The sequence below is a fragment of the Mesorhizobium sp. WSM4310 genome, assembly GCF_007003935.1.
Classification (GTDB): Bacteria; Pseudomonadota; Alphaproteobacteria; order Rhizobiales; family Rhizobiaceae; genus Mesorhizobium.
In genome coordinates this window covers 246,199-272,156 of record NZ_VFTA01000001.1, presented here as the reverse complement: position 1 = coordinate 272,156, position 25,958 = coordinate 246,199, and the positions used below count along the sequence as shown (strand labels likewise).

The following is a 25,958-nucleotide window of genomic DNA, read 5'->3' as shown; positions in this document are numbered from 1 at the left end:
AGAGCAGCCGGCGAGGCATGTGTGTCGTGGTAAATTTCTTCATTCACCGTCCGATCTTCGCGTCGGCGATCGCCATCATCATGGTGCTCGCCGGGACGATTTGTTATTTCCTGCTGCCGGTCTCGCAGTTTCCAGACATCACGCCGCCCCAGGTCGTGGTCAGCGCCCATTATCCGGGCGCCAGCGCGCAAGTCGTGGCCGACACGGTGACGACGCCGCTGGAGCAGCAGATCAACGGCGTGCAGGGCATGACCTACATGTCGTCGACGAGCTCCAATGACGGCTCCTCGACCATCACCATCACCTTCGATGTCGGCTACTCCCTGAGCACCGCTGCCGTCGACGTCCAGAACCGCGTCTCGCAGGCGGCCTCCTCGCTGCCGGCGATCGTCAATCAGGGCGGCGTGACGATCAAGAAGCAGAACCCGAACTTCGTGCTCATCGTCAACCTCACCTCGCCCGACAAGTCGGTCGATCCGGTGGCGCTGTCGAACCTCGCCTATCTGCAGGTCGTCGATCCGCTGAAGCGGCTGCAAGGCGTCGGCGACGTGCAGATCTTCGGCGAGCGGCGCTATTCGATGCGCGTCTGGCTCGATCCGGACAAGCTTGCCAATCTCGGCATTACCGCCGTCGACGTGCAGAATGCCATCGCCGAGCAGAACGTCCAGGTGGCGGCCGGCAAGATCGGCCAATCGCCGGCGCCCGCCGGCACCGCCTTCGAGATGCAGGTCAACGCCGTCGGGCGCCTGAGCGACCCGAAGGAATTCGGCGACATCGTCGTGCGCGCCAACACCGACTCCGGCTCGCTGGTGCGGCTGCGCGACGTCGCGCGTATCGAGCTCGGCGCGCTGCAATATTCGTCCTCGGCGTTCTTCGGCAAGGATCCGACGGTGGTTCTCGCTGTCTACCAGATGCCCGGCTCCAACGCGCTCGACCTTCAGCAGCGCGTCAAGGACAAGATGCAGGAACTGTCGGCGCGTTTCCCGAAGGGCGTGTCCTATGCCATGCACTACGACACGACGCGCTTCGTCTCGGCGTCGATGCATGACGTGCTGATCACGCTCGGCGAAGCGCTGGTGCTGGTCGTCGCCGTGGTGTTCATCTTCCTGCAGAGCTGGCGCACGACCATCATCCCGACCATCGCCATTCCGGTGTCGCTGGTGGCGACGCTGGTCGTCATGGAGATGCTGGGCTTCTCGCTCAACATGCTCTCCTTGCTCGGCATGGTGCTGGCGATCGGCCTTGTCGTCGACGACGCCATCGTGGTGGTCGAGAATGTCGAACGACAACTCGAGGCCGGGCTGAAACCATTGGCGGCGACCAAGGCCGCCATGGCCGAAGTCACAGGTCCGATCATCGCCACCACCGCGGTGCTGATGGCCGTCTTCGTGCCGGTTGCCTTCATTCCGGGCGTGTCGGGGCGGCTGTACAACCAGTTCGCGCTGACGGTGGCGATTTCGGTCGGCATCTCGGCCTTCAATTCGCTGACGCTGAGCCCTGCGCTCAGTGCCGCTTTCCTGCGTCATCGCCATGGGCCGCAGTTCTTCCTGTTCCGCTGGTTCAACACCGGCTTCGACAGGCTGTCGCATGCCTACGCCCATGGTGTGCGCTTCCTGATCCGCCTGCGCTGGATCATGCTCGGCCTGTTCGCCGCCGGGTTGGTCGCCACCTATTTCGTCTGGCAGAAACTGCCGTCGACCTTCCTTCCGGTCGAGGACCAGGGCTATTTCTTCGTCGTCATCCAGTTGCCCGACGGTGCCTCGCTCGAGCGCACCGACGCGGTGGCCCAGAAGGCGCGTGACATCCTGCAGGCAACGCCCGGCGTCGACATTGTCGGCTCGATCAGCGGCCTGAACTTCCTGACCAGTGCGGCGCAGTCGAACTCGGCTGTCGAGTTCGCCATCCTAAAACCATGGGAAGAGCGTGGCCCCGACCAGAGCGCATCGAAGCTCGTCGCCGACGTGCGCGGCAAGCTGATGCAGATTCCGGAAGCTTTCGCGCTCTCCTTCGATCCGCCTTCGATCCCGGGCATCGGCACCACGGGCGGCTTCGAATTCGTCGTCGAGGATCTCACCGGTCGCGGCAGCACGGCCCTCAATGACGCGACGCAAGCCGTGATCGCCGAGGCGCGCAAGCAGCCGGAAATCAATCCGCAGCAGTTGTTCTCGCCATTCTCGACCTCGACGCCGCAGTTCAACTACGACCTCGACCGTAGCAAGGCCAAGCTTCTCGGCCTCAACCTGCCCGATGTCTTCAACACGCTGCAGATCTATCTCGGCTCGCTCTACGTGAATGACTTCAACCTGTTCGGCCGCACCTTCCGGGTGACCATCCAGGCCGACAAGGATGCACGTGCGGGCGCCGCCGACATTTCGCGGCTCTATGTACGCAACGCCTCGGGCGGCATGGTGCCGCTCAGCACGCTGGGCAAGCTGGTGCCGTTCGTCGGGCCGGAAACCGTGCCGCACTACAACAACAACGCCTCGGCCTCGATCAATGGCGGTGCCGCGCCGGGCTTCTCCTCGGGCCAGGCTGTCGCTGCCATGGAACGGGCGGCGGCCACCGCGCTCCCCAGGGATTTCGGTTTCGAATGGACCGGCATCACCTTCCAGGAGCTCAAGGCAGGATCCATCGCGTCCGTCGTCTTCGGCCTCGCCATCGTCTTCGTCTTCCTGATCCTGGCGGCGCAATATGAGAGCTGGGCGATGCCGTTCATGGTGCTGCTGGCGGTGCCATTGGCCTTGTTCGGTGCCTTCGCGGCGCTATCGGTGCGCGGCATGCAGATCGACGTCTACTCGCAGATCGGCTTCGTCATGCTGATCGGCCTGGCGGCCAAGAACGCGATCCTGATCGTCGAGTTCGCCAGGCGGCGACGCGAGGAGGGCCTCAGCATCGTCGAGGCGGCGATGGAAGCCGCCCGGCTCAGGCTGCGGCCGATCCTGATGACGGCCTTCGCCTTCATCCTCGGCGTGCTGCCGCTAATGTTCGCCACCGGCGCCGGTGCCGCAAGCCGCCAGTCGATCGGCACCACGGTGTTTGGCGGCATGGTCGCCGCGACCATCCTGTCGCTGGTGTTCGTGCCGGTCTTCTACGCGGTCATCGAACAGTTGCGGGAGCGCCGCGAAAGCGGCGAACCCGCCTCCAGGCATACTGAACCAACTGCCGAACCCGCCTTCCCTCCCCTGGCGGAAGCGGCCGAATAAGATTGGAGAAATATTATGCGTAAATGGAAAATCGCTTTGGGAGCGGCCGTCGCGGTGGGCGCGATCTCCGTGGCCAGCGTCCACCTGCTCGATATGGGCAATCTCAGGCTGAGCACCGGCACGGCCGGTGCGGCAACGCCCGGTCCGGCGGCATTCGTCATGCCGGTGCCGGTGGCGAGCGTGGTCAAGAAGACGATCCCGATCTATCTCGACTATGCCGCCCGCATCGAGCCTATCCGCAGCATCACGCTGCAGGCGCGCGTGCCGGGCTATTTGCAGGAACAGACGGCGCAGGACGGTGCGGATGTGCGGCAAGGCGACCTTCTCTACAGGGTCTCGCCCGACGACTTCCAGGCCGCGCTCGACCAGGCGAAAGCCCAGGTCCAGCGCGATACGGCGACGCTCGACTATGCGCGGTCCAATCTCGGCCGCGGCACCGAGCTCGCCAAGAGCGGTTATCTGGACAAGGACAGCTTCGACCAGCGCACCAGCACCTTGCGCGAAGCGCAGGCGTCGCTGGCGCTTAACCAAGCGGCCGTGCGCACGGCGGAGCTCAATCTGAGCTACGCCGAGATCCATGCGCCGTTCACGGGGCGCCTGGGCCGCAACCAGGCTTCGGTCGGAACGCTGGTCAGCGTCGCCGGCACGGTGCTGAACACGCTGGTGCAGCTCGACCCGATCTATGTCACCTTCAATCCGAGCGAGACGGATCTGGCCGAGATCGAGCAGGCCCGCGCGGCCGGCCCGGTCGATGTCGAAGTCCTGCTGCCGGGTCAGACCGAGACCAGCCAGAAGGGCGAACTCACCTTCGTCGACAACACGGTCGACCACTCGACCGGCACCATCACCGCGCGCGCCACCATCGGCAATGCGAAGTTCACGCTCATGCCTGGCCAGTACGTCCGCGTGCGGCTGCACATCAGGCAACAGCCGGACGCGCTGATGGTGCCGCAGACGGCGCTGGGCTCGAGCCAGCTCGGCAAATATCTCTACGTCGTCGGCAAGGGCAACACGGTCGACCAGCGGCTGGTCTCGCTCGGCCCGACCAGCGGTGACCTTGTAGCGATCTTGAGCGGCGTCTCGGAAGGCGACCAGGTGATCACTGGCAATCTGCAGAAGATCGGGCCCGGAATGCCGATCTCGCCACTGCCACAGAAACCGGCTACCTGACTCCCCCGCAGGCCCGGTTTCCGCGCGGCGCCCGCGACCTTCCCACGGGTCGTGGGCGCCGCATTTACAAGCAGGCCGACAAGAGCGGCCACATCGGCGCGGTCGGCCTTGGCAGCGTGAATGCATAAATAGTCTCTTGTTAGATTGTCGACAATCTGATTGTCTTGCCGCTGTACTCGCTGGAGTGGGCCGGATGGTGAAGACGGATTTCAGCCCGATTGCCGATACGACGCGTCGCGCCGAAATCGTCGCGCTGCTGCGGCGCGCCATCCTGACCGGGCAACTGCAACCCGGCCAGAAGCTCAACGAGCTCAGAATCTCCGAACAGATGCGGGTCAGCCGCGCGCCATTGCGCGAGGCGATGCGCGAGCTGGTGCAGGAAGGCATCCTGACCAGCATCCCCTATGCCGGCACCTTCGTCATCGACGTCACCGCCAAGGACATCGACGATGCCTATTCGCTCAACCAGGTGCTCGACGAGTTCGCCATCGAACGGACATGGCCACAGCGCGACCAGCGTTTCTTCGACGAACTTGACCGGCGCCACGAAGCGGTGAAACAGGCGACCCGCAACCTCGACACCACAAGGCAGATCGAAACGGCGCTGCAACTGCATGGCCTGATCTATGAGTGGGCCGACAATTCGGTGCTTCTGGAAACCTGGCAGCGGCTGACCAGCCGGCTGCAAATGTATTTCGCGCTGCACCAGCATGCGCGCAACGAGCCGGTGCCGGCCGAAGACGTCCATGAAACCTACGTGCACCTGATGAAGGGCGCCGATATGCGCGCTGCCCAGCGTCACGCGCGAGAACATATCAATCTCGACTTCGAGCAGTTGCTCTCTTATGCGCGCAGCCTCGAACAGCGCCTGTCGAAGGGCGCCTGACCAATTCCCAGACATCGCAGCCAGCGGACAGACAGAGTGCAGATCAAATCCATCAAAGCCTACCGTGTCGTGCAGCCCTTCGTGGACGGCCCCTACCGCATGTCCAAGGGGCGCCAGGCCGACGCCTTCGACGCGGTGATCGTCGCCGTCACCGCCGACAGCGGCCTGACCGGCTGGGGCGAGATGGCGCCGCTCGGCAATTTCTACTCGGCCGCGTTTCCGGCGGGAACACGCGCGGGCGTGCCGGAAATCGCGCCGCATCTCATCGGCCACGACCCGCGCGGGCTGGCCAGGATCGGCCGGCTGATGGACACGGTGTTCAAGGGCCACCCCTATATCAAATCGGCGCTCGACATGGCGTGCTGGGATCTCGCCGCGCGCGCCGCCGATGTGCCGCTGGTGACGCTGCTCGGCGGCAAGGAGAGCGATATGGCGGAGACCTACCGGGTCGTCACCCACGGCACGCTCGATCAGATGGCGGCACTGGCAAAAAGGATCATCGCCGAGGGCTGTCGCCGTCTGCAGGTCAAGGTTGGCGGCAACGTGCACGACGACATCGAGCGAGTGACGACAGTCGCCTCGGCGGTGCCGAAAGGTACGGTGATTTTCTGCGACGCCAATGCCGGCTGGACACCCTACCAGGCCCGGCAGTTCGCCGATGCCACGCGTGGCATCGACTACACGTTCGAGCAGCCCTGCACGACGATCGAGGAGAACATGTCGGTGCGCCGCATGCTCGACAAGCCGATGGTGCTCGACGAATCCGTCACCTCGCTGGAGGAGATGCTGGAGATTCACCGCCTGGGCGCGGCCGACGGGCTGACGCTGAAGATCTCGCGGCTGGGTGGTGTGACGAAGACGCGCCAGATCCGCGACGTTGCCGTCGACCTCGGCTTCATGATCACTGTCGAGGACACAGGCGGCGCCGAGATCGACACGGCAGCGATGGCGCATCTGTCGCTGTCGACGCCTGAGGAGCGCCGGCTGCATGCCATTGCCTTCCATGAATGGGTGACGGTGCGCACGGCCTTCAACGCCCCGCCGGTCACCGGCAGCCATATGGGCATTCCGGACGGCCCCGGCCTCGGCATCGATGTGGATCCGAGCCTGCTCGGCAAGCCTTTCTTCGAGGTCGGATGAGATGAAGATCCGAGGCATCACGGCCACACCGATCAATCTTCGTCTCGAAGCACCCTATGGCTGGGTGTTCGGCGAGCTCGACGGTTTTTCGCAGACCATTGTCGAGGTCGAGACCGAGGATGGGCTGGTCGGCCTCGGCGAGGCGCCGACGCCGGCGGCCGCCGCAATCATCAATGATGTTCTGGCCGAGCGCCTGGTTGGCCGCGATGCCTTCGACATCGCCGGCGCCGAGCATGTCTGCCTGCCCTACTGGACCGGTGTGCAGTCGATCAACGACCGCACCCGCATCATGGCTTTCGGCGCGATCGAGATGGCACTGTGGGATCTGCGCGGCAAGGCGTGGAACCAGCCGCTCTACCAGCTGCTCGGCGGCGCCGTGCGCAAGGACATCCCGTTCACCGACTATTTCTCGCTGCGCGGCGACGGGCCCGATGTGAAAGGCGAGACGACGCCGGAAGAAGTCGCCGATTATTGCGTCGAACTGCACGAGACGCATGGTACGACCTTCTTCGAAGGCAAGTTCTCGACCGAAGACCCGAAAGTCTCGCTGAGAATGGTCGAGCTGATCCGCGAAAAAATCGGCGACGAGGCGATGATCCGCATCGATTCCAACCAGGCCTATTCGCTGGCGACGGCGCGGCGGCTGGCGCGGCCGCTCGAAGAGCTCGGCGTGCGCAACTGGGAGGATCCGGTGGCGACGCTCGAGGAGATGCGGCAGCTGCGGCAACATTGCTCGATCCCGTTCTCCACCCACAACATCGACATTGCGCGTGCCATGGACCTCAAGGTTCCGGATGCCTTCGTCGGCAATCCGACGGCGCATGGCGGCATCGGCCGCCTGCTGCGTTTCGTCGGCGCCTGCGAGCATGCCGGCGTCGATTTCTGGTGCTACAGCGGCGACAGCGGCATCGGCAGCGCCGCCTACCTGCACCTGTGCGCGGCGCTCGGCTGGATCCGGGAGCCCAACCAGTCGCTGTTTCGCATGCAGCCCATGGACATCACCGAGGAAGGGCCATTTTCGCCGAGGAACAATGTCGTGCACGTCCCGGAAGGTCCCGGTCTCGGCGTCACCTTGTCGCGGAAAAACCTCGCGGCCTGCCATCGCGATTTCGCCGAGAACGGCCCGTGCAACAAATATCACGACCCGGCGAAGCCCGGCACATATCGCCGCCTGCCGCTGAACTAGGAGAACGAGAAGGGAAAGGAGACGTCGTCGAGAAACAAGCCGCCGCCGCGATTGGGTCGCGACGGCAGGACCGGATGGGTGGAAACATCCTCAAGAAAATCTGACCGCTTCGCCGCAACGATCGGATGGACCGGATAAAGCCGCATGCTACAGTCCCGGTCGACCGACTTCGTTGACGGCCGGGGCAAGGAGAACTCCACGGAATTTCGTCAACCGGAAGTGCTTTCTTCAGCCATAAGAAACAAGGGGAAAGGGTTAAACCCATGAGCAAGAACTACCGCATTCTCGACCTGATCCGACGCAATCGCTCGCCGCTCGAAAACCATCTCATCGACGGTCTCGTCGACGGCCGTGTCAGCCGCCGCGACTTCATTCGCCACGGCAGCCTGCTCGGCCTGTCGCTGCCGCTTCTGGGCGGCATCACCACCGCTGCCGGCTTCAGTGGCATGCCGTCGCTCGCCCGCGCGCAGGGCGCGCCTGGCGCGACCATCCGTGTCGGCAGCAGCGTGCCGGCGGCAACCATCGACCCGATCACCATCGCCGATGCCGGCGGCCTGCTGATCCTGCAGCAGGTTGCCGAATTCCTCTGCGTCGACGGCCCCGACCTGATGCTCAAGCCGGCGCTGGCCGAAAGCTGGAAGCCGAACGACAACGGCACGGTGTGGACCTTCAAGCTGCGCAAGGGCGTCAAATTCCACTCCGGCGGCGAGATGAAGGCCGACGACGTCGTGGCCAGCATCGACCGCCTCGCCGACCCGGCAAACTCGTCCAACGCCCTGTCGGTGTTCACCGGCATCCTGCAGAAGGGCGCCACCAAGAAGGTCGACGACTACACGGTGGAATTCCATCTCGACGCGCCGAACGGCAATTTCCCCTACATGGTGTCGTCGGACAACTATAACGCCGTCATCATCCCGGCGAGCTACAAGGGCGACTACGAGAAAAGCTTCGACGGCACCGGCCCGTTCAAGGTCGAGAAATACACGGCCAAGGTCGGTGCGTCCTTCGTCCGCAACGAGGACTATTGGGGCGAAAAGGCGCTGCCGGAGCGGACCGAATTCACCTTCTTCGCCGACATGCAGCCGCAGATCCTGGCGCTGCAGGGCGGACAGATCGACATCATCAACCAGATGCCGGTGCTGGCCGGCGTCGCCCTGCTCAACGATCCGAGCGTCGACATCATCAGCCTGAAGTCGTCGGCCCACCAGCAACTGCATATGCGCTGCGACGACGGCCCGCTGAAGGACGCGCGCGTGCGCCGTGCCATCGCGCTCTGCCTCGACCGCGACAAGCTGGCCGCAGGCCTGATGAAGGGTCGCTCGGCGCTCGGCAATGACAGCCCGTTCGCGGCCGTCTACCCCTCGACCGATACGAGCATACCGCAGCGCAAGCAGGACATCGCGCAGGCCAAGCAGCTGATGGAAGCGGCCGGCGCCGGCAAGGGTTTCAAGGTGACGCTGACCACCGAGCGCTACCTGGAAATTCCCGAATACGCCCAGCTGATCCAGAACTGGGTCAAGGAAATCGGCATCGAGCTGGAGCTCAACATCCTGGACCAGGGCGCGTATTACGGCGACGCCGTGTTCGGCAAATCAAACTGGCTGGATTCGGTGATGGGCATCACCGACTATGGTCACCGCGGCGTGCCGAACGTGTACCTTGCCGCACCGCTGAAGAGCGACGGCACCTGGAACGCCGCGCACTTCAAGAACAAGGACTATGACACGCTGGCGACCAGCTATATCGCGGCGCTCGATCTCGAGGCGCAAAAGGCGACGGCGGGCAAGATCCAGAAGCTGCTGCTCGAGGAAACGCCCGTCATCTTCGGCTATTTCTACGACTACCTGACGGCAACGGCGAAAGGCGTGGCCGGCGTGCAGCCGACCGCCATGTCGCAGCTGTTCCTCGAAAAGGCATCGAAGGCCTAAAACGAAAAAGGGAAAGCCAATCCTCTAACAGCCAGCTCCCGCGCGGGGGCTGGCTCCACAAGGAGTCTTAGCCATTCTCTCCTTCTTTGCACGGCGTGTATCGCTGTCGCTGGTTACATTGTTCCTGCTCAGCATCATGGTGTTCCTGGGCGGCCAGGTGCTGCCCGGCAATGTCGGGCGCGCGATCCTGGGGCCGTTTGCCGACCAGCGCGCGGTCGATGCGCTCAATCATACGCTGGGCGTCGATCGGCCGCTGCTCACCCAATATGCGACCTGGATCTGGAATTTTATCCGGGGCGACATGGGCACGTCCTACATCTTCCGCTCGCCGGTGGCGCCGTTCGTCATCGATGCCTTGGGCAATTCGATGAAGCTGGCCGCGGTCGCCTTTGTCCTGGTGGTGCCGATCGGCATTTTGGGCGGGGTGGTGGCGGCACTCAACCTCAACCGCCCGCTCGACCGCATCATCAGCCTGGGCGGTCTGTCGGTGACGGTGCTGCCGGAGTTCGTAACCGGCATCATCCTGATCCTGATCTTCGGCGTGTGGCTGCGCTGGCTGCCGATCTCGGCGGCATGGCCGAAGAACGCCGGCTTCTTCACCCAGCTCCACTATCTGATCCTGCCGTCGCTGCCGCTGTTCCTGGTCCTGTTCGGCTATATCGCGCGCATGGCGCGCTCCGGCATGATCGAGGCGCTCGATTCCGACTATACGCGAACGGCCGTGCTCAAGGGCCTGCCCTGGCGCACGGTGATCTGGCGGCATGTGCTGCGCAATGCGCTGCTGCCGACCATCACCGTCATCGCCACCCAGACCGGCTATCTCATCGGCGGCCTGGTGGTGATCGAGACGCTGTTCCGCTACCAGGGCATCGGCTCACTGATTTTCACCGCCGCGCGCGGCAAGGATTTCCCGATGCTGGAATCCGGCATCCTCACCATCGGCATCGTCTATGCGGTGGCGACATTGATCGCCGACTTCCTCTATTCCGTGCTCAATCCACGCATCCGGCTGGGGTCAGACCAATGAGCGCCATCCAGACCACCTCTTCCCCGCAAGACGACACGCGCCGGCGCGGCCCCATGGCGGAAGTCTTCTTCTCGCTCATGCGCTCGCGAACCTTCCTTGCCGGTCTTGCCATCGTGTTGTTCTGGGTCGCCTGCGCGCTGTTCGGCGAACACTTCGCGCCTTACGACCCGCTCGCCGACGACATCATCAACGCGCTGGCGCCGCCGTCGTCCGAACACTGGTTCGGCACCGACCAAATCGGCCGCGACGTCTTCTCGCGCGTCATCGTCGGTTCGCGCGACATCCTCACCGTCGCCCCGCTGGCGACCTTGCTGGCGACGATCGCCGGCACGGCACTCGGCCTGCTCACCGGCTATTTCCGCGGCATCGTCGACGATGTCGTCAGCCGTATCCTGGAAGCCTTCATGGCCATCCCCGTGGTCATTGTCGCGCTGCTCGCCATCGTCGCGCTCGGCACGTCCAAGGCCACCGTCATCGTCGTCATCGGCTTGAGCTTCGCGCCGATCATTGCGCGCACCGTGCGCTCGGCGGTGCTGGCCGAGCGCGAACTCGATTATGTCGCCGCCGCGCAGCTGAGGCACGAGAGCGCCTTCCACACGATGTTCGTCGAGATCCTGCCCAATGTCATCCCGCCGATCCTGGTCGAGACCACCGTGCGGCTGGGCTACGCCATTTTCGCGGTCGCCACGCTCTCCTTCATGGGTTTTGGCATCCAGCCGCCCTCGCCCGACTGGGGGCTGTCGATCTCCAGCAATTACGGCATGATCGGCGGCGGCTTCTGGTGGACGGTGCTGTTCGACGCACTCGCCATCGCCTCGCTGGTGATCGGTGTCAACCTTGTGGCCGACGGCGTTCATGGAGCGCTCAATGACTAACTCCTCAAAGGCTGAAAACGCCCTCGAGCTGCGCGATCTGTCGGTCGCCTACCGGGTGGCCGGGCGCAACCGCGCCGTGCTGCGCAATCTCAGCCTCAACATCAGGCAAGGCGAGGCCTATGGGCTGGTCGGCGAGTCCGGCTGCGGCAAATCCACCGTGGCGCTCACCGTCGTGCGCTATTTGCCAAGAAACGGCTCGATATCGGGCGGCGCGATCTCGCTCGACGGTCAGGACGTCATGAAGCTCGATGCCGAGGCCTTGCGGCGCGCCCGCGCCGAAAGCGTCTCGATGGTCTATCAGGATCCCGGCAAGGCGCTGAACCCGTCGATCCGCATCGGCCGGCAACTGACCGAGATCTTCGAGCTTGGCGGGATCACGGGACAGGCAGCGACCGACCGCGCCATCGCCATGCTCAACCGCGTGCGCATCTCCGATCCGCCAAGCGTCATGCAGCGCTATCCGCACCAGCTCTCCGGCGGCATGCAGCAGCGGGTGGCGATCGCCATGGCGCTGGCCAACGATCCCTCGATGCTGATCCTCGACGAACCGACCACCGGCCTCGACGCGACGGTCGAGGCCGAGGTGCTCGACCTCATCGCGCAGCTCAGGCAAGAGCTGTCGGCCTCGATCCTGTTCATCAGCCACAACCTCGCCGTCGTCTCCAACATGTGCGACCGCGTCGGCGTGCTCTATGCCGGCATGCTGGTCGAGGAAGGGCCGACGGATGTCGTCTTCAACGATCCGCGCCATCCCTATACGGTCGCGCTCCTGCGCTGCCTGCCACGCGGCGGCCAGCGCAAGGACCAGGGCCGGCTCGACACCATTCCGGGCTTCCTGCCCGGCATAGGCGCCGACATCAAGGGCTGTGCCTTTGCCGACCGCTGTGCGCTCGCCGACAATCGCTGCCGCACCGAATTGCCGCCGCTCTATGATCTGAGTGACGAGCGCGGCAAGCGGCTGTCGCGCTGCTTTCACCACGACAAGGCGCAAGCCCTGCCGCGCGCCACACCGAGCGATGTTGCGACAGCGCCCAAGCCGACAACCGCACCGGTGCTGCGCGTCGCCGGGCTGAACAAGACCTATGCCAGCCACGGCCATCCCTTGCGCGCCGTCAAGGATGTCTCGCTCGATCTCAGGCCCGGCGAGACGCTGGGGCTGGTCGGCGAATCCGGCAGCGGCAAGACCACCTTCGCCAGGCTGCTGCTCGGCCTTGTGCCGCCCGATGACGGCGGCACCATCGAACTCGAGGGCAAGGCGCTGGCGCCGAAGCTGGAGAACCGTGGCGACGACCAGGTCAAGGCGATGCAGATCGTCTTCCAGAACCCGGACTCCGCGCTCAACCGCTCGCATTCGATCCGCCACATTCTCGGCCGCGCCTTGAAGCGGCTGGCCGGCCTCTCCGGCAAGGCCCAGGAGGCGCGCCTCGACGACCTCGTCCGCTCGGTGCGCCTCACCGACCGGCATCTCGCCGTCAAGCCGCGCCAGCTGTCAGGCGGCCTCAAGCAGCGCGTCGCCATTGCGCGCGCCTTCGCCGGTGATCCGCGTATCGTCGTCTGCGACGAGCCGACCTCCGCGCTCGACGTCTCCGTCCAGGCGGCGATCCTCAACCTGCTCGCCGACCTGCAATCCAAGGAAGACGTCAGCTACATCTTCATTTCGCACGACCTTGGCGTGGTGCGTTACCTCTCCGACAAGATCGCCGTGCTCTATCTCGGCCGCATCATGGAGATCGGCCCATCGGAGGAAGTCTTCTCCGGGCCGCATCATCCCTATACCGAGGCGCTGCTGTCGGCGGTGCCCAAGCTCGACCAGACCGAGACGGCGCGCATCCGGCTCGACGGCGAGATCCCCAGCGCCACCAACCCGCCCCCGGGTTGCGTCTTCCACACGCGCTGCCCGCGCAAGATCGGTCCGATCTGCGAGCAGCAGGAGCCGCCGCTGGCCGAGGCACAGCCCGGCCACTCGATCCGCTGCCACATCCCCTACCCGGAACTTGCCAGGCTGCAGAAGGCAGCCGTGACTGAACCGGCATAGCAAGGCATCGCCGGCCGGTTAGCTCAGGCCGGCCATGCCCAGGGAACGGTCGCCTTCCGAAAAACCCTGTTCGCTGGTCCAGTCCCTGGCCAGCGAGCGCAAGCCCGTCAGCGCGACATCCAGAACATCCGACGAGACGGGATTCGATGGATAGGCGAGATAGATCGGCCGCTGAAACACCGGTGTGTTGTCGATACGCCGCATCTCGCCGCGCTCGATATGGCCGCTGACGGCGCTGAGCGGCAGATAGGCCGCCGCTTGACGCGACAGCACATGCTGCAGCCCGATGAAGACCAGGCCGGCGGAAATCGCCGGCTTGACCATGCCGGCAAAGGCGCGGTCGTGTTCGATGCGGAATTCGAGCCCCCAGTCCATCAGTATGTAGTTTTCAGTCCACGGCTTGGTCTGCACCGCATGCTGGACGAGCACGACCTGATCCACGGCCAGCGTCTCATAAACGATGCCGGGATGCGGGCGCGGCAGATAGAGGATGCAGATGTCGAGCAGGCCTTCCGCCAGCTGGTCGATGGCCAGGTCCGGAAAACTGCCTTCGAGCCGAAGGGCCACGTTCGGCCGCCTGGCCCGCATCCACTCGACCCATGGCGAGGTGATGCGCTCCCACAGATAGGCGGGAGCGGTCAGCCGCAGCAGGCTGTCATAGCCGTCTGGAACGGCGATGTCCTGCCTCGATTGCTCCCAGGTGCGGGTGATGGAAGAGGCGTGCGGCAGGAACTGCCGGCCGGCCGGCGTCAGCGTGACGCCGTCGCGGTCGCGCACGAAAAGCCGGCGCCCCAACTGTTCCTCCAGCCCCCTGATCCGCGCGCTGACGGTGGACTGCGCAAGGTTGAGCCGGCTGGCCGCGACGGTGAAGCTGCCATGTTCGGCGACCTCCAGGAAACTGCGCAGGTTCTCGGTATCCATGGCTTACACCTTGCATCGAAAATTTCGATGGACCCTATCAAAAAATATCGCTTTCCGGTCGCGGTCAACAATGACCTAAATGGCCGATCCCCGAAGAGCAAGCGAGGAATGCAGCCATGCCAAGGCATTTCATGACGATCGACACTGCTCGCAAGAACCTGACCGCAATCGAAAATTCCGCTGTCGACGACTTGCTGGCCGGCAGGCTCGACCGCCGCGATTTCCTGCGCCACGGAAGCGTGCTCGGCCTTTCCCTGCCGTTCCTGGGCAGCCTTGTCGCGGCCGCCGGCCTCGGCACGCAACAAGTCCGCGCCGAGGGCAAGCCGGGCGGCACGGTGCGCGCGGGCGTGGCGACACCGGGCGGCGCCATCGACCCGGTCACCTACTATGACAGCGGCAGCTACCAGCTGGTTTTCCAGACCGCCGAATTCCTTTGCATCACGCAGCCGGATCTCACCTTGAAGCCGGTGCTGGCGGAAAGCTGGTCGCCGAACGCGGACGGCAGTGTGTGGACCTTCAAGCTGCGCAAGGGCGTGAAATTCCACAATGGCGAGGACTTCAAAGCCGACGACGTGGTGGCGACCTTCGACCGCCTCGCCGATCCCAACGGCGCCTCGAACGCGCTTTCGGTATTCAAGGGCCTGCTGTCGAAGGGCGGCACGCAGAAAGTTGACGACCACACCGTCGCCTTCCATCTCGACGCGCCGAACGGCAGCTTTCCCTATTCGGTGTCGATCGACAATTACAACGCCGTCATCCTGCCGGTGAGCTACAAGGGCGATTACGAAAAGACCTTTGAGGGCACCGGGCCGTTCCGGCTGGAGAGCTATACGCCGAAGGTCGGCGCGACCTTCGTGCGCAACCCCGACTATTGGGGCGACAAGGCGCTGCCTGACCGGCTCGAGTTCAAATTCTACGGCGACGTGCAGCCGCGCATCCTGGCGCTGCAGGCCGGCGAGGTCGACCTCCTCGACGCCGTGCCACTCGACGTCAGCCAAGTGGTGCTGAACAGCCCCGACATCACGGTGCTGCGTGTCGCCTCGACCGCGCACCGCCAGCTGCACATGCGCTGCGACACCGGTCCCTTCACCGACAAGCGTGTGCGCCAAGCGCTGGCGCTCAGCATCGACCGCTCCAAGCTTGTCGACGGCCTCTGCCGCGGCATGGCGGCCACCGGCAATGACAGCCCGTTCGCACCGGCCTTCCCCGCGACCGACAAGTCCGTGCCGCAGCGCGTCAAGGACATCGCCAAGGCGAAGCAGCTGATGGAGGCGGCCGGCCTCGCCAGCGGCTTCGACATCACCCTGACGACGCTGCGCTATTCCGACATTCCAGGCTACGCGCAGCTGTTCCAGAATTTCGCCAAGGAGATCGGTGCCCGCATCGCGCTCAACATCGAGGACCAGGACAAATATTACGGCAAGGCGGTGTTCGGCCAGTCGGACTGGCTGGACAGCCCGTTGGGGATCACCGACTACGCCCATCGCAGTGTGCCGAACGTCTTCCTCAAGAGCCCGCTGGTTGGCGATGGCCCGTGGAACGCGGCGCATTTCAAAAACACTGCCTATGACGGCATGGTCGCCTCCTACCTCAAGGCACTCGATATCGGCGCACAGCGCGCGGCGGCCTCCGACATCCAGAAGCTGCTGCTCGACGAGACGCCGGTCATTTTCAGCTATTTCCCGGATCTGCTGGTGCCGGTGCGCAAGAATGTCAGCGGCCTGCCGCCGATCGCCGCCGGCCTGCTGCTCGATCGCGTGTCGCTGGGATAGAGACTGGATTGGACAATTCCGCTTTTGGGCGGCGAGGCTATCCGCTGGCAAGGCTGCGAAGAGCGATGGGGGGCCATCGTTCGAGCGGCTCGATGCACGGAAAACCCGCCGCCCGGAAACCCTCAGCGGCACCATGGCTCAATGCAGGTTCATCTCGCTGTGCGCCAACGCTCGATGACAAAAGACAAGAAACGGGAGACTACCATTCGCAAGCCTCATTTGCGCGGTCGCGGACCGCATTTCCCCTTGCTCGACAATATCGTGCAGTATGAGTTCGAGCCGGGCTATGTCGCCTTCACCATGCCGATGCAGAAGCGGCTGCGTGTGCAGGTGGGATCGATGATCGTCGCCGATACGACCAAGGCGCTGGTGCTCTACGAATCCGATCATCTGCCGGTTTACTACTTTCCGGTGAGTGACGTGCGCGAGGAGTTCCTGCTGCCGAGCAGGACGACGACAGAGAGCCCGTTCAAGGGCGTCGCCACGCATTATTCGCTGAACACCGGCATCACGCTGGTCGAGGATGCCGCCTGGCGTTATCTGGATCCGGTCAAGGGATCGCCCCTGCTTTCGGACCACATGTCCTTCTATTGGCCCAAGATGACGCACTGGTATGAGGAAGACGAAGAGATCTTCGTCCACGCCCGCGATCCGTTCCGCCGGGTCGACTGCCTGCCCTCCTCGCGACGGGTGCAGGTCATCCTAGACGGCGAACAGGTCGCCGATTCACGCCGCGGCATGTTCCTGTTCGAAACCGGCCATCCGGTGCGCCACTATCTGCCGATCTCGGACACGCGGCTCGATATGTTCGCGCCCAGCCGCTACATTTCGCGCTGCCCCTACAAGGGCATCTCCAACTACTATCACGTGACGACGCCCAAGAAGCGGCACGAGAATCTCGTCTGGTACTATCCCGAGCCGGTGCATGAGGCCGAGCGCATCAAGGGACTGGTCTGCTTCCACCACGAACTGGTCGACAAGATCCTGGTCGACGGCGTCGAGATCCCGAAGGAAGCCACCGCTGCGTCGGACGGCTATTTCTAGGCATCGCTGCCCCTGCCGGCTTGCGCATTGAGCGCTTGATCGAAACATGGCGCAGCGCATACCTTCCCTGAAACGGGAGGGCTATCGATGGATCTTTTCAAGCTGGACGGCGATGTCGCGCTGGTTACCGGTGCCGGCAGCGGCATTGGCCAGGCAATCGCAATTGGATTGGCCGAGGCAGGAGCCAACGTCGCGTGTTTCGGTCATGCATCGAAAGGCGGGCTGGAAGAAACCGCGCACCAAATCACGGCACTCGGGCGCAAGGCTTTGGTGCTGACCGGCACGGTCACTTCGGAGAGCGATCTGGCGGCGGCAATCGATCGCGTCGAGGTCGAACTCGGTGCATTGACCGTTGCCGTCAACAATGCCGGCATCGCCGGTTCGGAACCGGCCGAGACCTTGTCGCTCGATAAGTGGCAGAAGGTGCACGAGGTCAACGTCGCCGGCGTTTTCCTGTCCTGCCAGGCCGAAGCCCGCAAGATGCTGGCGCGCCGCAAAGGCTCGATCATCAACATCGCCTCGATGTCCGGCACCATCGTCAATCGGGGATTGACGCAGGCGCACTACAATTCGTCGAAAGCCGCCGTCATCCACATGTCGAAGAGCCTTGCAATGGAATGGGCGGACCGGGGCTTGCGCGTCAATGTCATCAGCCCCGGCTATACGCTGACACCGATGAACAAGCGGCCGGAAGTGGCGGAGGAGATCAAGATCTTCAAGCGCGACACGCCGATGGGACGCATGGCAGCGCCTGAGGAAATGGTCGGGCCGACGGTGTTCCTGGCCAGCCGCGCGTCGAGCTTCGTCACCGGCCTCGACCTGATCGTCGATGGCGGCTACGTCTGCTGGTAGGGCCGCATCTCGCCGAACTTCGCCTGCAGTCTCAATTTGTGCATCTGCGAAGCGTTAGTCGTTGCGTAAGATGAACGTTGGTATATATAATTTCATCCCATGAAAGGGCTTGGCGAGATGGGGCTTGCCATGCCGACAGCCGAGATCATGGGACCTTGATGGCTTGCACCTTGCAGGGCGCCGCAAGACTGGCAATTGATCCGCGGATGGTCGCTCCACCAGCGGTCCGTCGGCAGCCATGACGCGGACGCCATATTCCATCATCACGAGAATTGAGCACCATCTTGCCTGCGCTGGCCAAGCCAGGGCGACAATTTTGGCGCCGACGGCCTTGCGCAGCGAACCGCCTTTCCAACACAATCAAGAAAAGCCGCAAGAAGGGAACGACCGATAACCGTCACAGCTTGAAGGAGAACAAGCATGTCATTTCGCAGTCGAGTTTCAAAACTATCGATTGGCGCCGTCGCGCTCGCAACGTTAAGCCTGCTCACACCTTCCGCCCGGGCCGCCGCACCGGAATCCAATGACCCGATAAAGATCGCGCTGTTCGACTGGACCAGCGTCAATCTCAACGCCAAGATCCTCGGCGGCATCCTGGAAAAGCTCGGCTATACCGTTGAATACCCGACCGCCGACTATCTCTCCAGCCTGACCACAGGCCTCACCAATGGCGACCTCGATGTCGGTCTGGAATTCTGGGACACGACTGCCGGCGAGGCGATGAAGGCCTCCGATGCGACTGGCCAGACGGAGCGCCTCGGCAAGCTTGGACCCAAGGCCAAGGAAGAGTGGTGGTTTCCCGAATATATGAAGGAGAAATGCCCGACACTGCCGGACTGGCATGCCTTGCTCGACCCGACATGCGCGGCGTCGTTCTCGACGGCGGAGACCGCACCGAAAGGGCGCTATCTCGGCGGCCCGGTGACCTGGGAAGGCTTTGACGACGAGCGTGTCGCGGCGCTGAAACTGCCCTTCACCGTGATCCACGCCGGCACCGATGCGGCAATGTTCGCCGAACTCGATTCCGCCTATCAGCGCAAGGCGCCGATCATGCTGTGGATCTATTCGCCGCATTGGGCGCCGGCCAAGTACAAGGGCGAGTGGGTGCAATTCCCGGAATACACGCCCGAATGCTATAATGATCCGAAGTGGGGCGTGAACCCCGACGCCAAATATGATTGCGGCAAGCCGCACGGCGAGATCTGGAAATACTCCTGGTCCGGCATGAAGGACAAATGGCCGGTCGCCTATAAGGTGGCCAAGGCCTTCACGATCGACACCGACGAGCTCAACAAGATGAGCGGCGATATCGATCTCGGCGGCAAGACGCCGGAAGATGTCGCCGCCGCCTGGATCGCCGCGCATGAGGCAGACTGGAAAGCCTGGGCGCAGTGATCGTTCCGACTGGAAAAATGGGGCCTGGCCGTTGATCGGCCGGGTCTCAGGTCTTGATGTTCCAGAAGGATGATTGGATGACGACTGAACAGGGATCGACACAACCAGGCACCAACGATCGCCCGGTAAAGCTTGCCTGCCGCAATGTGTGGAAGCTGTTCGGAGTGAACGCAGCCAGCTTCATCCGCGAGCGCGACGGCAAGGCCAGCATGGCCGATGTCACTGCTGCCGGACTGGTCGGCGCCGTGCGCGCGGTCGATCTCGAAATCCGCCAGGGCGAGATCTTCATCATCATGGGGCTGTCGGGCTCCGGCAAATCGACATTGGTGCGCTGCATGTCGCGACTGGTCGAGCCGAGCCATGGCAAGATTGAATTCGAGGGCAAGGACCTGCTCAAGATTTCCGATGCGGCGCTCATCGAATTGCGCCGCCACCGCATGGGCATGGTGTTCCAGAATTTCGCGCTGCTGCCGCATCTCAATGTGCTGGACAACATCGCCTTTCCGCTCAGCATCCAGGGGCAGGACCGGGCAACGCGCGAGGCGCGCGCCCGCGAGGTCATCGATCTGGTCGGCTTGCGCGGCCGCGAGCATTTCTACCCACGCGAATTGTCCGGCGGCCAGCAGCAGCGCGTCGGCATCGCCCGCAGCCTGGCGACCAAACCGGAGATCTGGTTCCTCGACGAGCCGTTCTCCGCCCTCGATCCGCTGATCCGCCGCGAAATGCAGGACGAGCTGATGCGGCTGCAGACCATGCTGCACAAGACCATCGTCTTCATCACCCATGATTTCGACGAGGCCATCCGGCTGGCCGATCGTATCGCCATCATGAAGGATGGCGAGGTCATCCAGATCGGCACGCCGGAGGAGCTGGTGGTCAATCCGGCGACCGACTATGTCGCAGAATTCACCCGCGACGTCGACCGCGCCAAGGTGATTTCCGCGTACAGCCTGATGCGTGCCTGCGATGGTTCGGAGCATGGTGGCACGGTTTCGCCGGATGCCAAGATCGCCAGTTTCTCGGCAAGCATCGTTTCAGCCGGCAAGCCGTTCGCCGTGGTCAACGGCACCGGCAAGCCGATCGGCGAAGTGACGCCGCAAGCGGTCATCGACCTGCTGGCCGGCATCGAGCACGCAAGAGCCGACGCATGACGGTGACGGCAAGCGCCAGCGAGCCGAGGCCGCCGCTTCAGCGCTGGCTGCTGGTCTGGGCGGCGGCCCTTGCCGCCGTGCTGTTGGTGTTCCTGTTGCAGGACAGCGTCCCTTGGGCTGTCGACTATCCGGCCAACGCCGTCGTGCCCGTCGCCGACTGGGTCAGCGCGCTGATGGGCTGGATCAAGTCGAACCTGTCATGGTTGACCCGCTCGATCACCGCGGTCCTCGGCGTGCCGCTCGATTTCGCGCTCAATCTCTTGGCGAAGAACTTCAAAATCGGCCACGGCGCGGATGCCTATGTCCTGCCGCGCCTGTCCTGGGTTGGCGTCTGCGCTGTCGCCTTCCTCGCCGGGCATGCCGTGGGCGGCCGGAAACTCAGCCTGCTGGTCGGCGGCTGTTTCCTCTACATCGCGCTGTTCGGCCAATGGACCAGCGCCATGCTGACGCTGGCGCTGATCTCCATCGCCGTGCCGTTCTGCATCGTCACCGGCCTGTTCGCCGGCATCTGGGCCTGGCGCAAGCCTTGGGCGGAGAGGCTTATCGTCTCCCCTGCCCTCGACCTGATGCAGACGATCCCGACCTTCGCCTATCTCATCCCGATGCTGCTCCTGTTCGGCAACAGTCCGGTGTCGGCGATGATCGCCACCGCCATCTTCGCCACGCCGCCGATGGTGCGGGCGACGATGCTCGGCCTCACCCGCGTGCCGCTGGAGATCGGCGAATTCAGCGACATGGCCGGCTGCACGGCGCGGCAGAAACTGTGGCGGGTGCTGCTGCCCTCGGCGCGGCCGACGCTGATGGTCGGCGTCAACCAGGTGATCATGCTGGCGCTCAACATGGTCATCATCGCCTCGATGATCGGCGCCGGCGGCCTCGGCTACGACGTGCTTCTGGCGCTGCGCGCGCTGAAGGTTGGCGAGGCGATGGAAGCTGGTCTCGCCATTGTGGCGCTGGCGATCGCGCTCGACCGGCTGAGCCAGGCCATCGCGCACAAGCAGGCGAAGGGCTATGTTCATCAGGCGGTGAGCCCGAGCTTCTGGCGGCGCTATCCCAATCTGTCGCTGGCCATCGCCATCCTTGCCGTCATCACGCTGCTCGGCCTGTTCGTGCCGGCCTTCGCGGCGGTGCCGAAGGCGATCACCTTCACCACCGCGCCGCTGTGGAAGGCGGCGGTGAACTGGGTGACGATCAACTTCTTCGATGCCATCGAAGCCTTTCGCGTTGCGCTGATCCTCAACGTGCTCAACCCGGTGCGCGCCTTCTGCGAAGGCTTTCCGTGGCTGGGCGCGGTGTTCCTGCTCGGCCTTGCCGGCTATCAGCTCTCGGGCCTGCGCCTGGCGGCCCTGGTCGCAGCGCTGACCGCTTTCTGCGCGGTCACCGGGCTCTGGGAAAAGACCATGGCGACGGTCTATCTTTGCGGCATCTCGGCCTTCATCGCCTGCCTGATCGGCATCCCGATCGGGCTGATGGCGGCGCGCAGCGACCGCTTCGAGAAGATCGTCACGCCCATCATCGACACGCTGCAGGTACTGCCGTCCTTCTGCTTCATCATCCCGGTGGTGATGCTGTTCAGAGTTGGCGACGTGACCGCCATGATTGCAACGATAGCCTTCGCCGTGGTGCCGGCGATCCGCTACACCGATCACGGCATAAGACAGGTGCCGCCGGCTCTGATCGAGGCGGCCAAGGTGTCGGGCTGCACGCCGCGCCAGACCTTCTTTCGCGTGCAATTGCCGCTGGCGCTGCCGGAGATCATGCTCGGCGTCAACCAGACCATCCTGATGGCGCTGGCGATGATCATCATCTGCGCCATGGTCGGCACGCGCGATCTCGGCCAGGAGGTGTTCATCGCGCTGTCCAAGGCCGATTCCGGCCGCGGCATCGTCGCGGGCCTCGCCATCGCCTTCATCGGCATCGTCGCCGACCGGCTGTTCAACGCCTGGACGGCGAAGGCTCGGGCAAGGCTGGGATAGGCAGAAGATGCGCCGCGGCTACTCCGCCGCCACGCCCTTTACCTCGAGATAACTCTCCATCGAATCGTCCAGCGCCTGCAGCCAGGGGGTATGATGCAACGGCGCCATGGTGCCGGTCATCAGCGAGCGGTAGGCGTGGTCGCGGAAGCCCATGATGTCTTCCGCCTTGTGATGTTCCCACTCCATGAAGGTCTTGTTGACCGCCTCGACGTCGAAGCCGGGATAGTCGGTCTGGTCCATCAGTTCCTTGGTATAGTCGCCCTGGAACCAGATCATCTGCTCGGCGTCTTCCAGCGTTTCCTCGCGGGCGCGCCACTTGGCGCCGTGCGCTGCCATCGCCTCGGCCGACGGCAATTTGATGCGGCCCATGATGACGTCGCGGGCGAACCAGGCCTGCGCGTCGAACATGTTGAAGGTATAGAACTGGTCCTGCATGCCGATATAGAACAGCTTCGGATTCTTTTCCCACACCACGCCTTCATAGAGATCCAGCGGCCACATGCGGTTGGCGGTCTTGAGCTTGAGGTCGTCGGTGAGGAAGGGGAAGGAATGGAGATAGCCGGTGCACAGGATGATGGCGTCGACATCCTTTGACGTGCCGTCCTTGAAGTGGGCGGTCTTGCCGACGACCTTCTGCAGGAGCGGCACTTCCTTCCAATTCTCCGGCCATCTGAAGCCCATCGGCTTGGAGCGATAGCTGGAGGTGATCGACTTGGCGCCATATTTGTAGCATTGCGAGCCGATGTCCTCGGCCGAATAGGAGCGGCCAATGATCAGGATATCCTTGCCCTTGAATTCCATGGCGTCGCGGAAATCATGGCTGTGCAGGATGCGGCCGTTGAAGGTGGCGAAACCCTCGAAATAGGGAACGTTGGGCACCGAGAAATGCCCTGAGGCGACGACGACGTTGTCGAACTCTTCGGAATAGGTGACGTCGTTGGCGCGGTCATGCGCGGTGACGGTGAATTTCTTGGTTTCGTCCGAGAAGGTCACCATGCGCACCGGGCTGTTGAAGCGCACCCATTTGCGCAGGCCCGATTTTTCGACGCGGCCCTTGATGTAATCCCACAGCACTGCGCGCGGCGGATAAGAGCCGATCGGCCGACCGAAATGCTCCTCGAAAGTGTAGTCGGCGAATTCCAGGCATTCCTTCGGGCCGTTCGACCAGAGGTAGCGGTACATCGAGCCATGCACGGGATCGCCATGCTCGTCGAGGCCGGTGCGCCAGGTGTAGTTCCACAGGCCACCCCAGTCCGACTGCTTTTCGAAGCAGACGATTTCGGGGATGTCGGCGCCCTTGTCTTCAGCCGACTTGAAGGCCCTGAGCTGTGCCAGGCCGGACGGTCCGGCGCCGATGACGGCAACACGAGTTTTCATTTCCAGGGCCTCCTCATTTTTGATTTCCCCAGCGAAACAAATTTCACTGACAGTGACACTAATTGGCCCTTCGGTGCTGTCAACAGACATCTGCGGGAACGGCGTTTGCCCGCAAAGGATTCCTGGCGAAAAACCTTCGCGGACAGAATCATGGGATCGTCCGATGGACTTAAGACAGCTTGCCGACACAGCCGCGCTGCTGTATCGCCACCTGACATGTTCACCTTGAGTGAAATAGATCCGCGAAGTCCGGGGGCGACATGGCGAAAGACAGTTCCAAGGCCGGGCTTGCCGGCGCCAAGCCGAAGCCCCAGCCAAAGGTCTCGGCGGACGGCAAGACCATCCGCGCACCACTGACGCAGAACCCGCACGCCATCCGCGACACACGCGAGAAGGTGCTGGAGGTGGCCATCGGCCGCGAGGTGCGGGCGTTCCGCAAGAAGCTCGGCATCACCGTCGCCGATCTCGCCGTCGCGACCGACATTTCACTGGGTATGCTGTCGAAGATCGAGAACGGCATCACCTCGCCGTCGCTGACCACGCTGCAGGCGCTGTCGCGGGCGCTCGGCGTTCCGGTCACCGCCTTCTTCCGCCGCTTCGAGGAGGAGCGCAGCGCCGTCTTCGTCAAGGCCGGCGAAGGGCTGGATGTCGAGCGCCGCGGCACGCGCGCCGGCCATCAATACAATCTGCTCGGCCATATCGGGTCGAACACCAGCGGCGTCGTCGTCGAACCCTACCTGATCACCCTGACCGAAGATTCGGACGTGTTCCCGACTTTCCAGCATGAGGGCATGGAGTTCCTCTATATGCTGGAGGGCGAAGTCGTTTACCGGCACGGCAGCAACCTCTACCCGATGAAGCCCGGCGACAGCCTGTTCTTCGATGCCGACGCGCCGCACGGGCCGGAGCAACTGACGAAACTGCCAATGCGGTATTTGTCGATCATCTGCTATCCGCAGAACAGCGCGGGCTAATCAGGCCCAAAGCCCGGGCTGGTCGCGCTCCCGTCGTCCAGCTTCGACAGCCATTCGACCAGCGTCGGCCGATAGCGCGTGAGGCCCTTGTAGGTGGCGAGTTCCTCGGGCAGGTCGCGGATGACGCGGTGCAGGCGTCGCGCCCATTTCGGCTGCGTCACGAGTTCGTCCATCTTGATCAGGTAGCAGCGGATCGGGAAGACGATGCCGTTGGAGCGCGGCAGCCGCCAGAAGCTTTGCAGCTCGACGCGCAGATGCACCTTGTCGCCGACATTTTCGGGCGTCACGGTTGTCCGGTCCGGACCCCATTTGTGGTAATTTTCCGGGCTGGTATCGAGGCGCGGATTGATGGTCATCGTCCAGTTGAGGCGCCGCGCCGGCTTACCCTGCTGGATGTTGGTGAGGAATTTCAGCGCCCTGGTGAAAATGCCCTTCTCATGCGCCAGCGGCACCGGTGCGTGCCACTCGAAAAAATTCATGCCGATGTCGAAATCGAGCGACCAGTCGGCCTGGGTGGTGACCATGCCGGCATCCATCCACAGATTGCCGTCGCGCTGGTCGAGGATGCAGAAATCGCCCTGGCTCTGGCGGGTGATGTATTCCATCGGACCGTAAGGCAGGGTCGAGGTGTCGCCGAAGGTGAAGGTGTCGTCGATGCCGAGCGGCCGGTTGATCCAGCGCCAGCGGTCGCCGTCCCGCGTCAGCGTGAAATGCTCGGGATAGCCCAGCGCCTGCTGTTCCATCAGCAGTTCGAGCAGATCCCAGCCGGCCAGCGTCATATGCGGCAGCGACTGGCAGCGCAGCGGATCCTCGGCCAGCACCAAAGCGCGGTCCTGCATCTCGGCGACGTAGTGCTCGTCGACATCGATCAGATTCTCCAGCACGCTGCCCCTCGGCCCGACGACATGCGGCTCGATGTTGACCGCATACATGTAGGCGTCTTCATGGAACGGGAACGGGAACCGCCTGATGTGCTCCGGGCTGTTCCTGAAGGTGAAGTCGTCGCGGAAGGTTTCCTTGCGAAAGGTGATGCCCAAGCTCGCCTC

Annotated in this window: 19 protein-coding genes; 16 read left to right on the top strand and 3 right to left on the bottom strand. The window is 63.7% G+C overall.

All coding sequences use genetic code 11. From position 1 onward, the window contains the following. Window positions 1-17 precede the first annotated feature (17 nt). The 9 genes from FJV80_RS01230 (at window position 18) to FJV80_RS01190 (ending at window position 13,450) form a co-directional block, all read left to right on the top strand. On the top strand, window positions 18-3,203 hold the full coding sequence (locus FJV80_RS01230) for a multidrug efflux RND transporter permease subunit (RefSeq protein ID WP_179295771.1): 3,186 nt from the start codon (window positions 18-20) through the stop codon (window positions 3,201-3,203). A gap of 15 nt (window positions 3,204-3,218) precedes the next feature. Further along, window positions 3,219-4,373, top strand: coding sequence for an efflux RND transporter periplasmic adaptor subunit (locus FJV80_RS01225; protein WP_142875354.1), 1,155 nt, complete (start codon window positions 3,219-3,221; stop codon window positions 4,371-4,373). Window positions 4,374-4,566: 193 nt separating this feature from the next. Then, a complete protein-coding gene (locus tag FJV80_RS01220; protein WP_095771117.1) occupies window positions 4,567-5,259 on the top strand; it encodes a GntR family transcriptional regulator in 693 nt (230 codons plus the stop codon). A gap of 36 nt (window positions 5,260-5,295) precedes the next feature. Continuing rightward, window positions 5,296-6,399, top strand: coding sequence for a mandelate racemase/muconate lactonizing enzyme family protein (locus FJV80_RS01215; RefSeq protein ID WP_142875353.1), 1,104 nt, complete (start codon window positions 5,296-5,298; stop codon window positions 6,397-6,399). A gap of 1 nt (window position 6,400) precedes the next feature. Next, a complete protein-coding gene (locus FJV80_RS01210) occupies window positions 6,401-7,585 on the top strand; it encodes a mandelate racemase/muconate lactonizing enzyme family protein (protein ID WP_142875352.1) in 1,185 nt (394 codons plus the stop codon). Window positions 7,586-7,848: 263 nt separating this feature from the next. Next, on the top strand, window positions 7,849-9,513 hold the full coding sequence (locus tag FJV80_RS01205) for an ABC transporter substrate-binding protein (RefSeq protein WP_142875351.1): 1,665 nt from the start codon (window positions 7,849-7,851) through the stop codon (window positions 9,511-9,513). Between the two features lie 73 nt (window positions 9,514-9,586). Continuing rightward, window positions 9,587-10,540, top strand: coding sequence for an ABC transporter permease (locus FJV80_RS01200; protein ID WP_095771121.1), 954 nt, complete (start codon window positions 9,587-9,589; stop codon window positions 10,538-10,540). Then, window positions 10,537-11,415: an ABC transporter permease gene (locus FJV80_RS01195; protein ID WP_142875350.1), complete on the top strand. Its 879-nt coding sequence runs from the start codon at window positions 10,537-10,539 to the stop codon at window positions 11,413-11,415. Before FJV80_RS01200 ends, FJV80_RS01195 begins: the two co-directional genes overlap by 4 nt. Next, window positions 11,408-13,450 (top strand): ABC transporter ATP-binding protein, encoded by a 2,043-nt coding sequence (locus FJV80_RS01190; protein WP_142875349.1) that lies wholly within the window; start codon window positions 11,408-11,410, stop codon window positions 13,448-13,450. The genes FJV80_RS01195 and FJV80_RS01190 overlap by 8 nt, the downstream gene beginning before the upstream one ends. 18 nt (window positions 13,451-13,468) lie before the next feature. Here the strand turns inward: FJV80_RS01190 and FJV80_RS01185 are convergent, their stop codons facing one another. Beyond that, window positions 13,469-14,371 carry a LysR family transcriptional regulator gene (locus tag FJV80_RS01185; RefSeq protein ID WP_142875348.1) on the bottom strand — a complete coding sequence of 301 codons (903 nt, stop codon included), beginning with the start codon at window positions 14,369-14,371 and terminating at the stop codon, window positions 13,469-13,471. Window positions 14,372-14,487: 116 nt separating this feature from the next. Here FJV80_RS01185 and FJV80_RS01180 point away from each other — a divergent pair, with 116 nt between their 5' ends. The 6 genes from FJV80_RS01180 (at window position 14,488) to FJV80_RS01155 (ending at window position 22,561) form a co-directional block, all read left to right on the top strand. After that, window positions 14,488-16,143 carry an ABC transporter substrate-binding protein gene (locus FJV80_RS01180; RefSeq protein WP_142875347.1) on the top strand — a complete coding sequence of 552 codons (1,656 nt, stop codon included), beginning with the start codon at window positions 14,488-14,490 and terminating at the stop codon, window positions 16,141-16,143. Between the two features lie 246 nt (window positions 16,144-16,389). Next, window positions 16,390-17,187 carry a DUF427 domain-containing protein gene (locus tag FJV80_RS01175; RefSeq protein WP_246688874.1) on the top strand — a complete coding sequence of 266 codons (798 nt, stop codon included), beginning with the start codon at window positions 16,390-16,392 and terminating at the stop codon, window positions 17,185-17,187. A gap of 87 nt (window positions 17,188-17,274) precedes the next feature. Beyond that, a complete protein-coding gene (locus FJV80_RS01170; protein ID WP_095791261.1) occupies window positions 17,275-18,039 on the top strand; it encodes an SDR family oxidoreductase in 765 nt (254 codons plus the stop codon). Window positions 18,040-18,459: 420 nt separating this feature from the next. Next, entirely contained in the window at window positions 18,460-19,434 is a 975-nt protein-coding gene (locus FJV80_RS01165) for an ABC transporter substrate-binding protein (protein ID WP_095791260.1), read from the top strand. Window positions 19,435-19,511: 77 nt separating this feature from the next. Then, on the top strand, window positions 19,512-20,585 hold the full coding sequence (locus tag FJV80_RS01160; protein WP_095791442.1) for a glycine betaine/L-proline ABC transporter ATP-binding protein: 1,074 nt from the start codon (window positions 19,512-19,514) through the stop codon (window positions 20,583-20,585). Next, window positions 20,582-22,561, top strand: a complete 1,980-nt coding sequence (locus FJV80_RS01155) for an ABC transporter permease subunit (RefSeq protein ID WP_142875345.1) — start codon at window positions 20,582-20,584, stop codon at window positions 22,559-22,561. The genes FJV80_RS01160 and FJV80_RS01155 overlap by 4 nt, the downstream gene beginning before the upstream one ends. A gap of 18 nt (window positions 22,562-22,579) precedes the next feature. On the opposite strand, the gene FJV80_RS01150 is transcribed toward FJV80_RS01155, so the two are convergent. Next, window positions 22,580-23,938 carry an NAD(P)/FAD-dependent oxidoreductase gene (locus FJV80_RS01150; RefSeq protein ID WP_095771128.1) on the bottom strand — a complete coding sequence of 453 codons (1,359 nt, stop codon included), beginning with the start codon at window positions 23,936-23,938 and terminating at the stop codon, window positions 22,580-22,582. Between the two features lie 260 nt (window positions 23,939-24,198). Between FJV80_RS01150 and FJV80_RS01145 the strand changes: the two genes are divergently transcribed. Continuing rightward, entirely contained in the window at window positions 24,199-24,912 is a 714-nt protein-coding gene (locus FJV80_RS01145; protein ID WP_064983208.1) for an XRE family transcriptional regulator, read from the top strand. Here the strand turns inward: FJV80_RS01145 and FJV80_RS01140 are convergent. Beyond that, window positions 24,909-25,949 carry a DUF3445 domain-containing protein gene (locus FJV80_RS01140; protein ID WP_095791258.1) on the bottom strand — a complete coding sequence of 347 codons (1,041 nt, stop codon included), beginning with the start codon at window positions 25,947-25,949 and terminating at the stop codon, window positions 24,909-24,911. The genes FJV80_RS01145 and FJV80_RS01140 overlap by 4 nt on opposite strands. Window positions 25,950-25,958 lie beyond the last annotated feature (9 nt).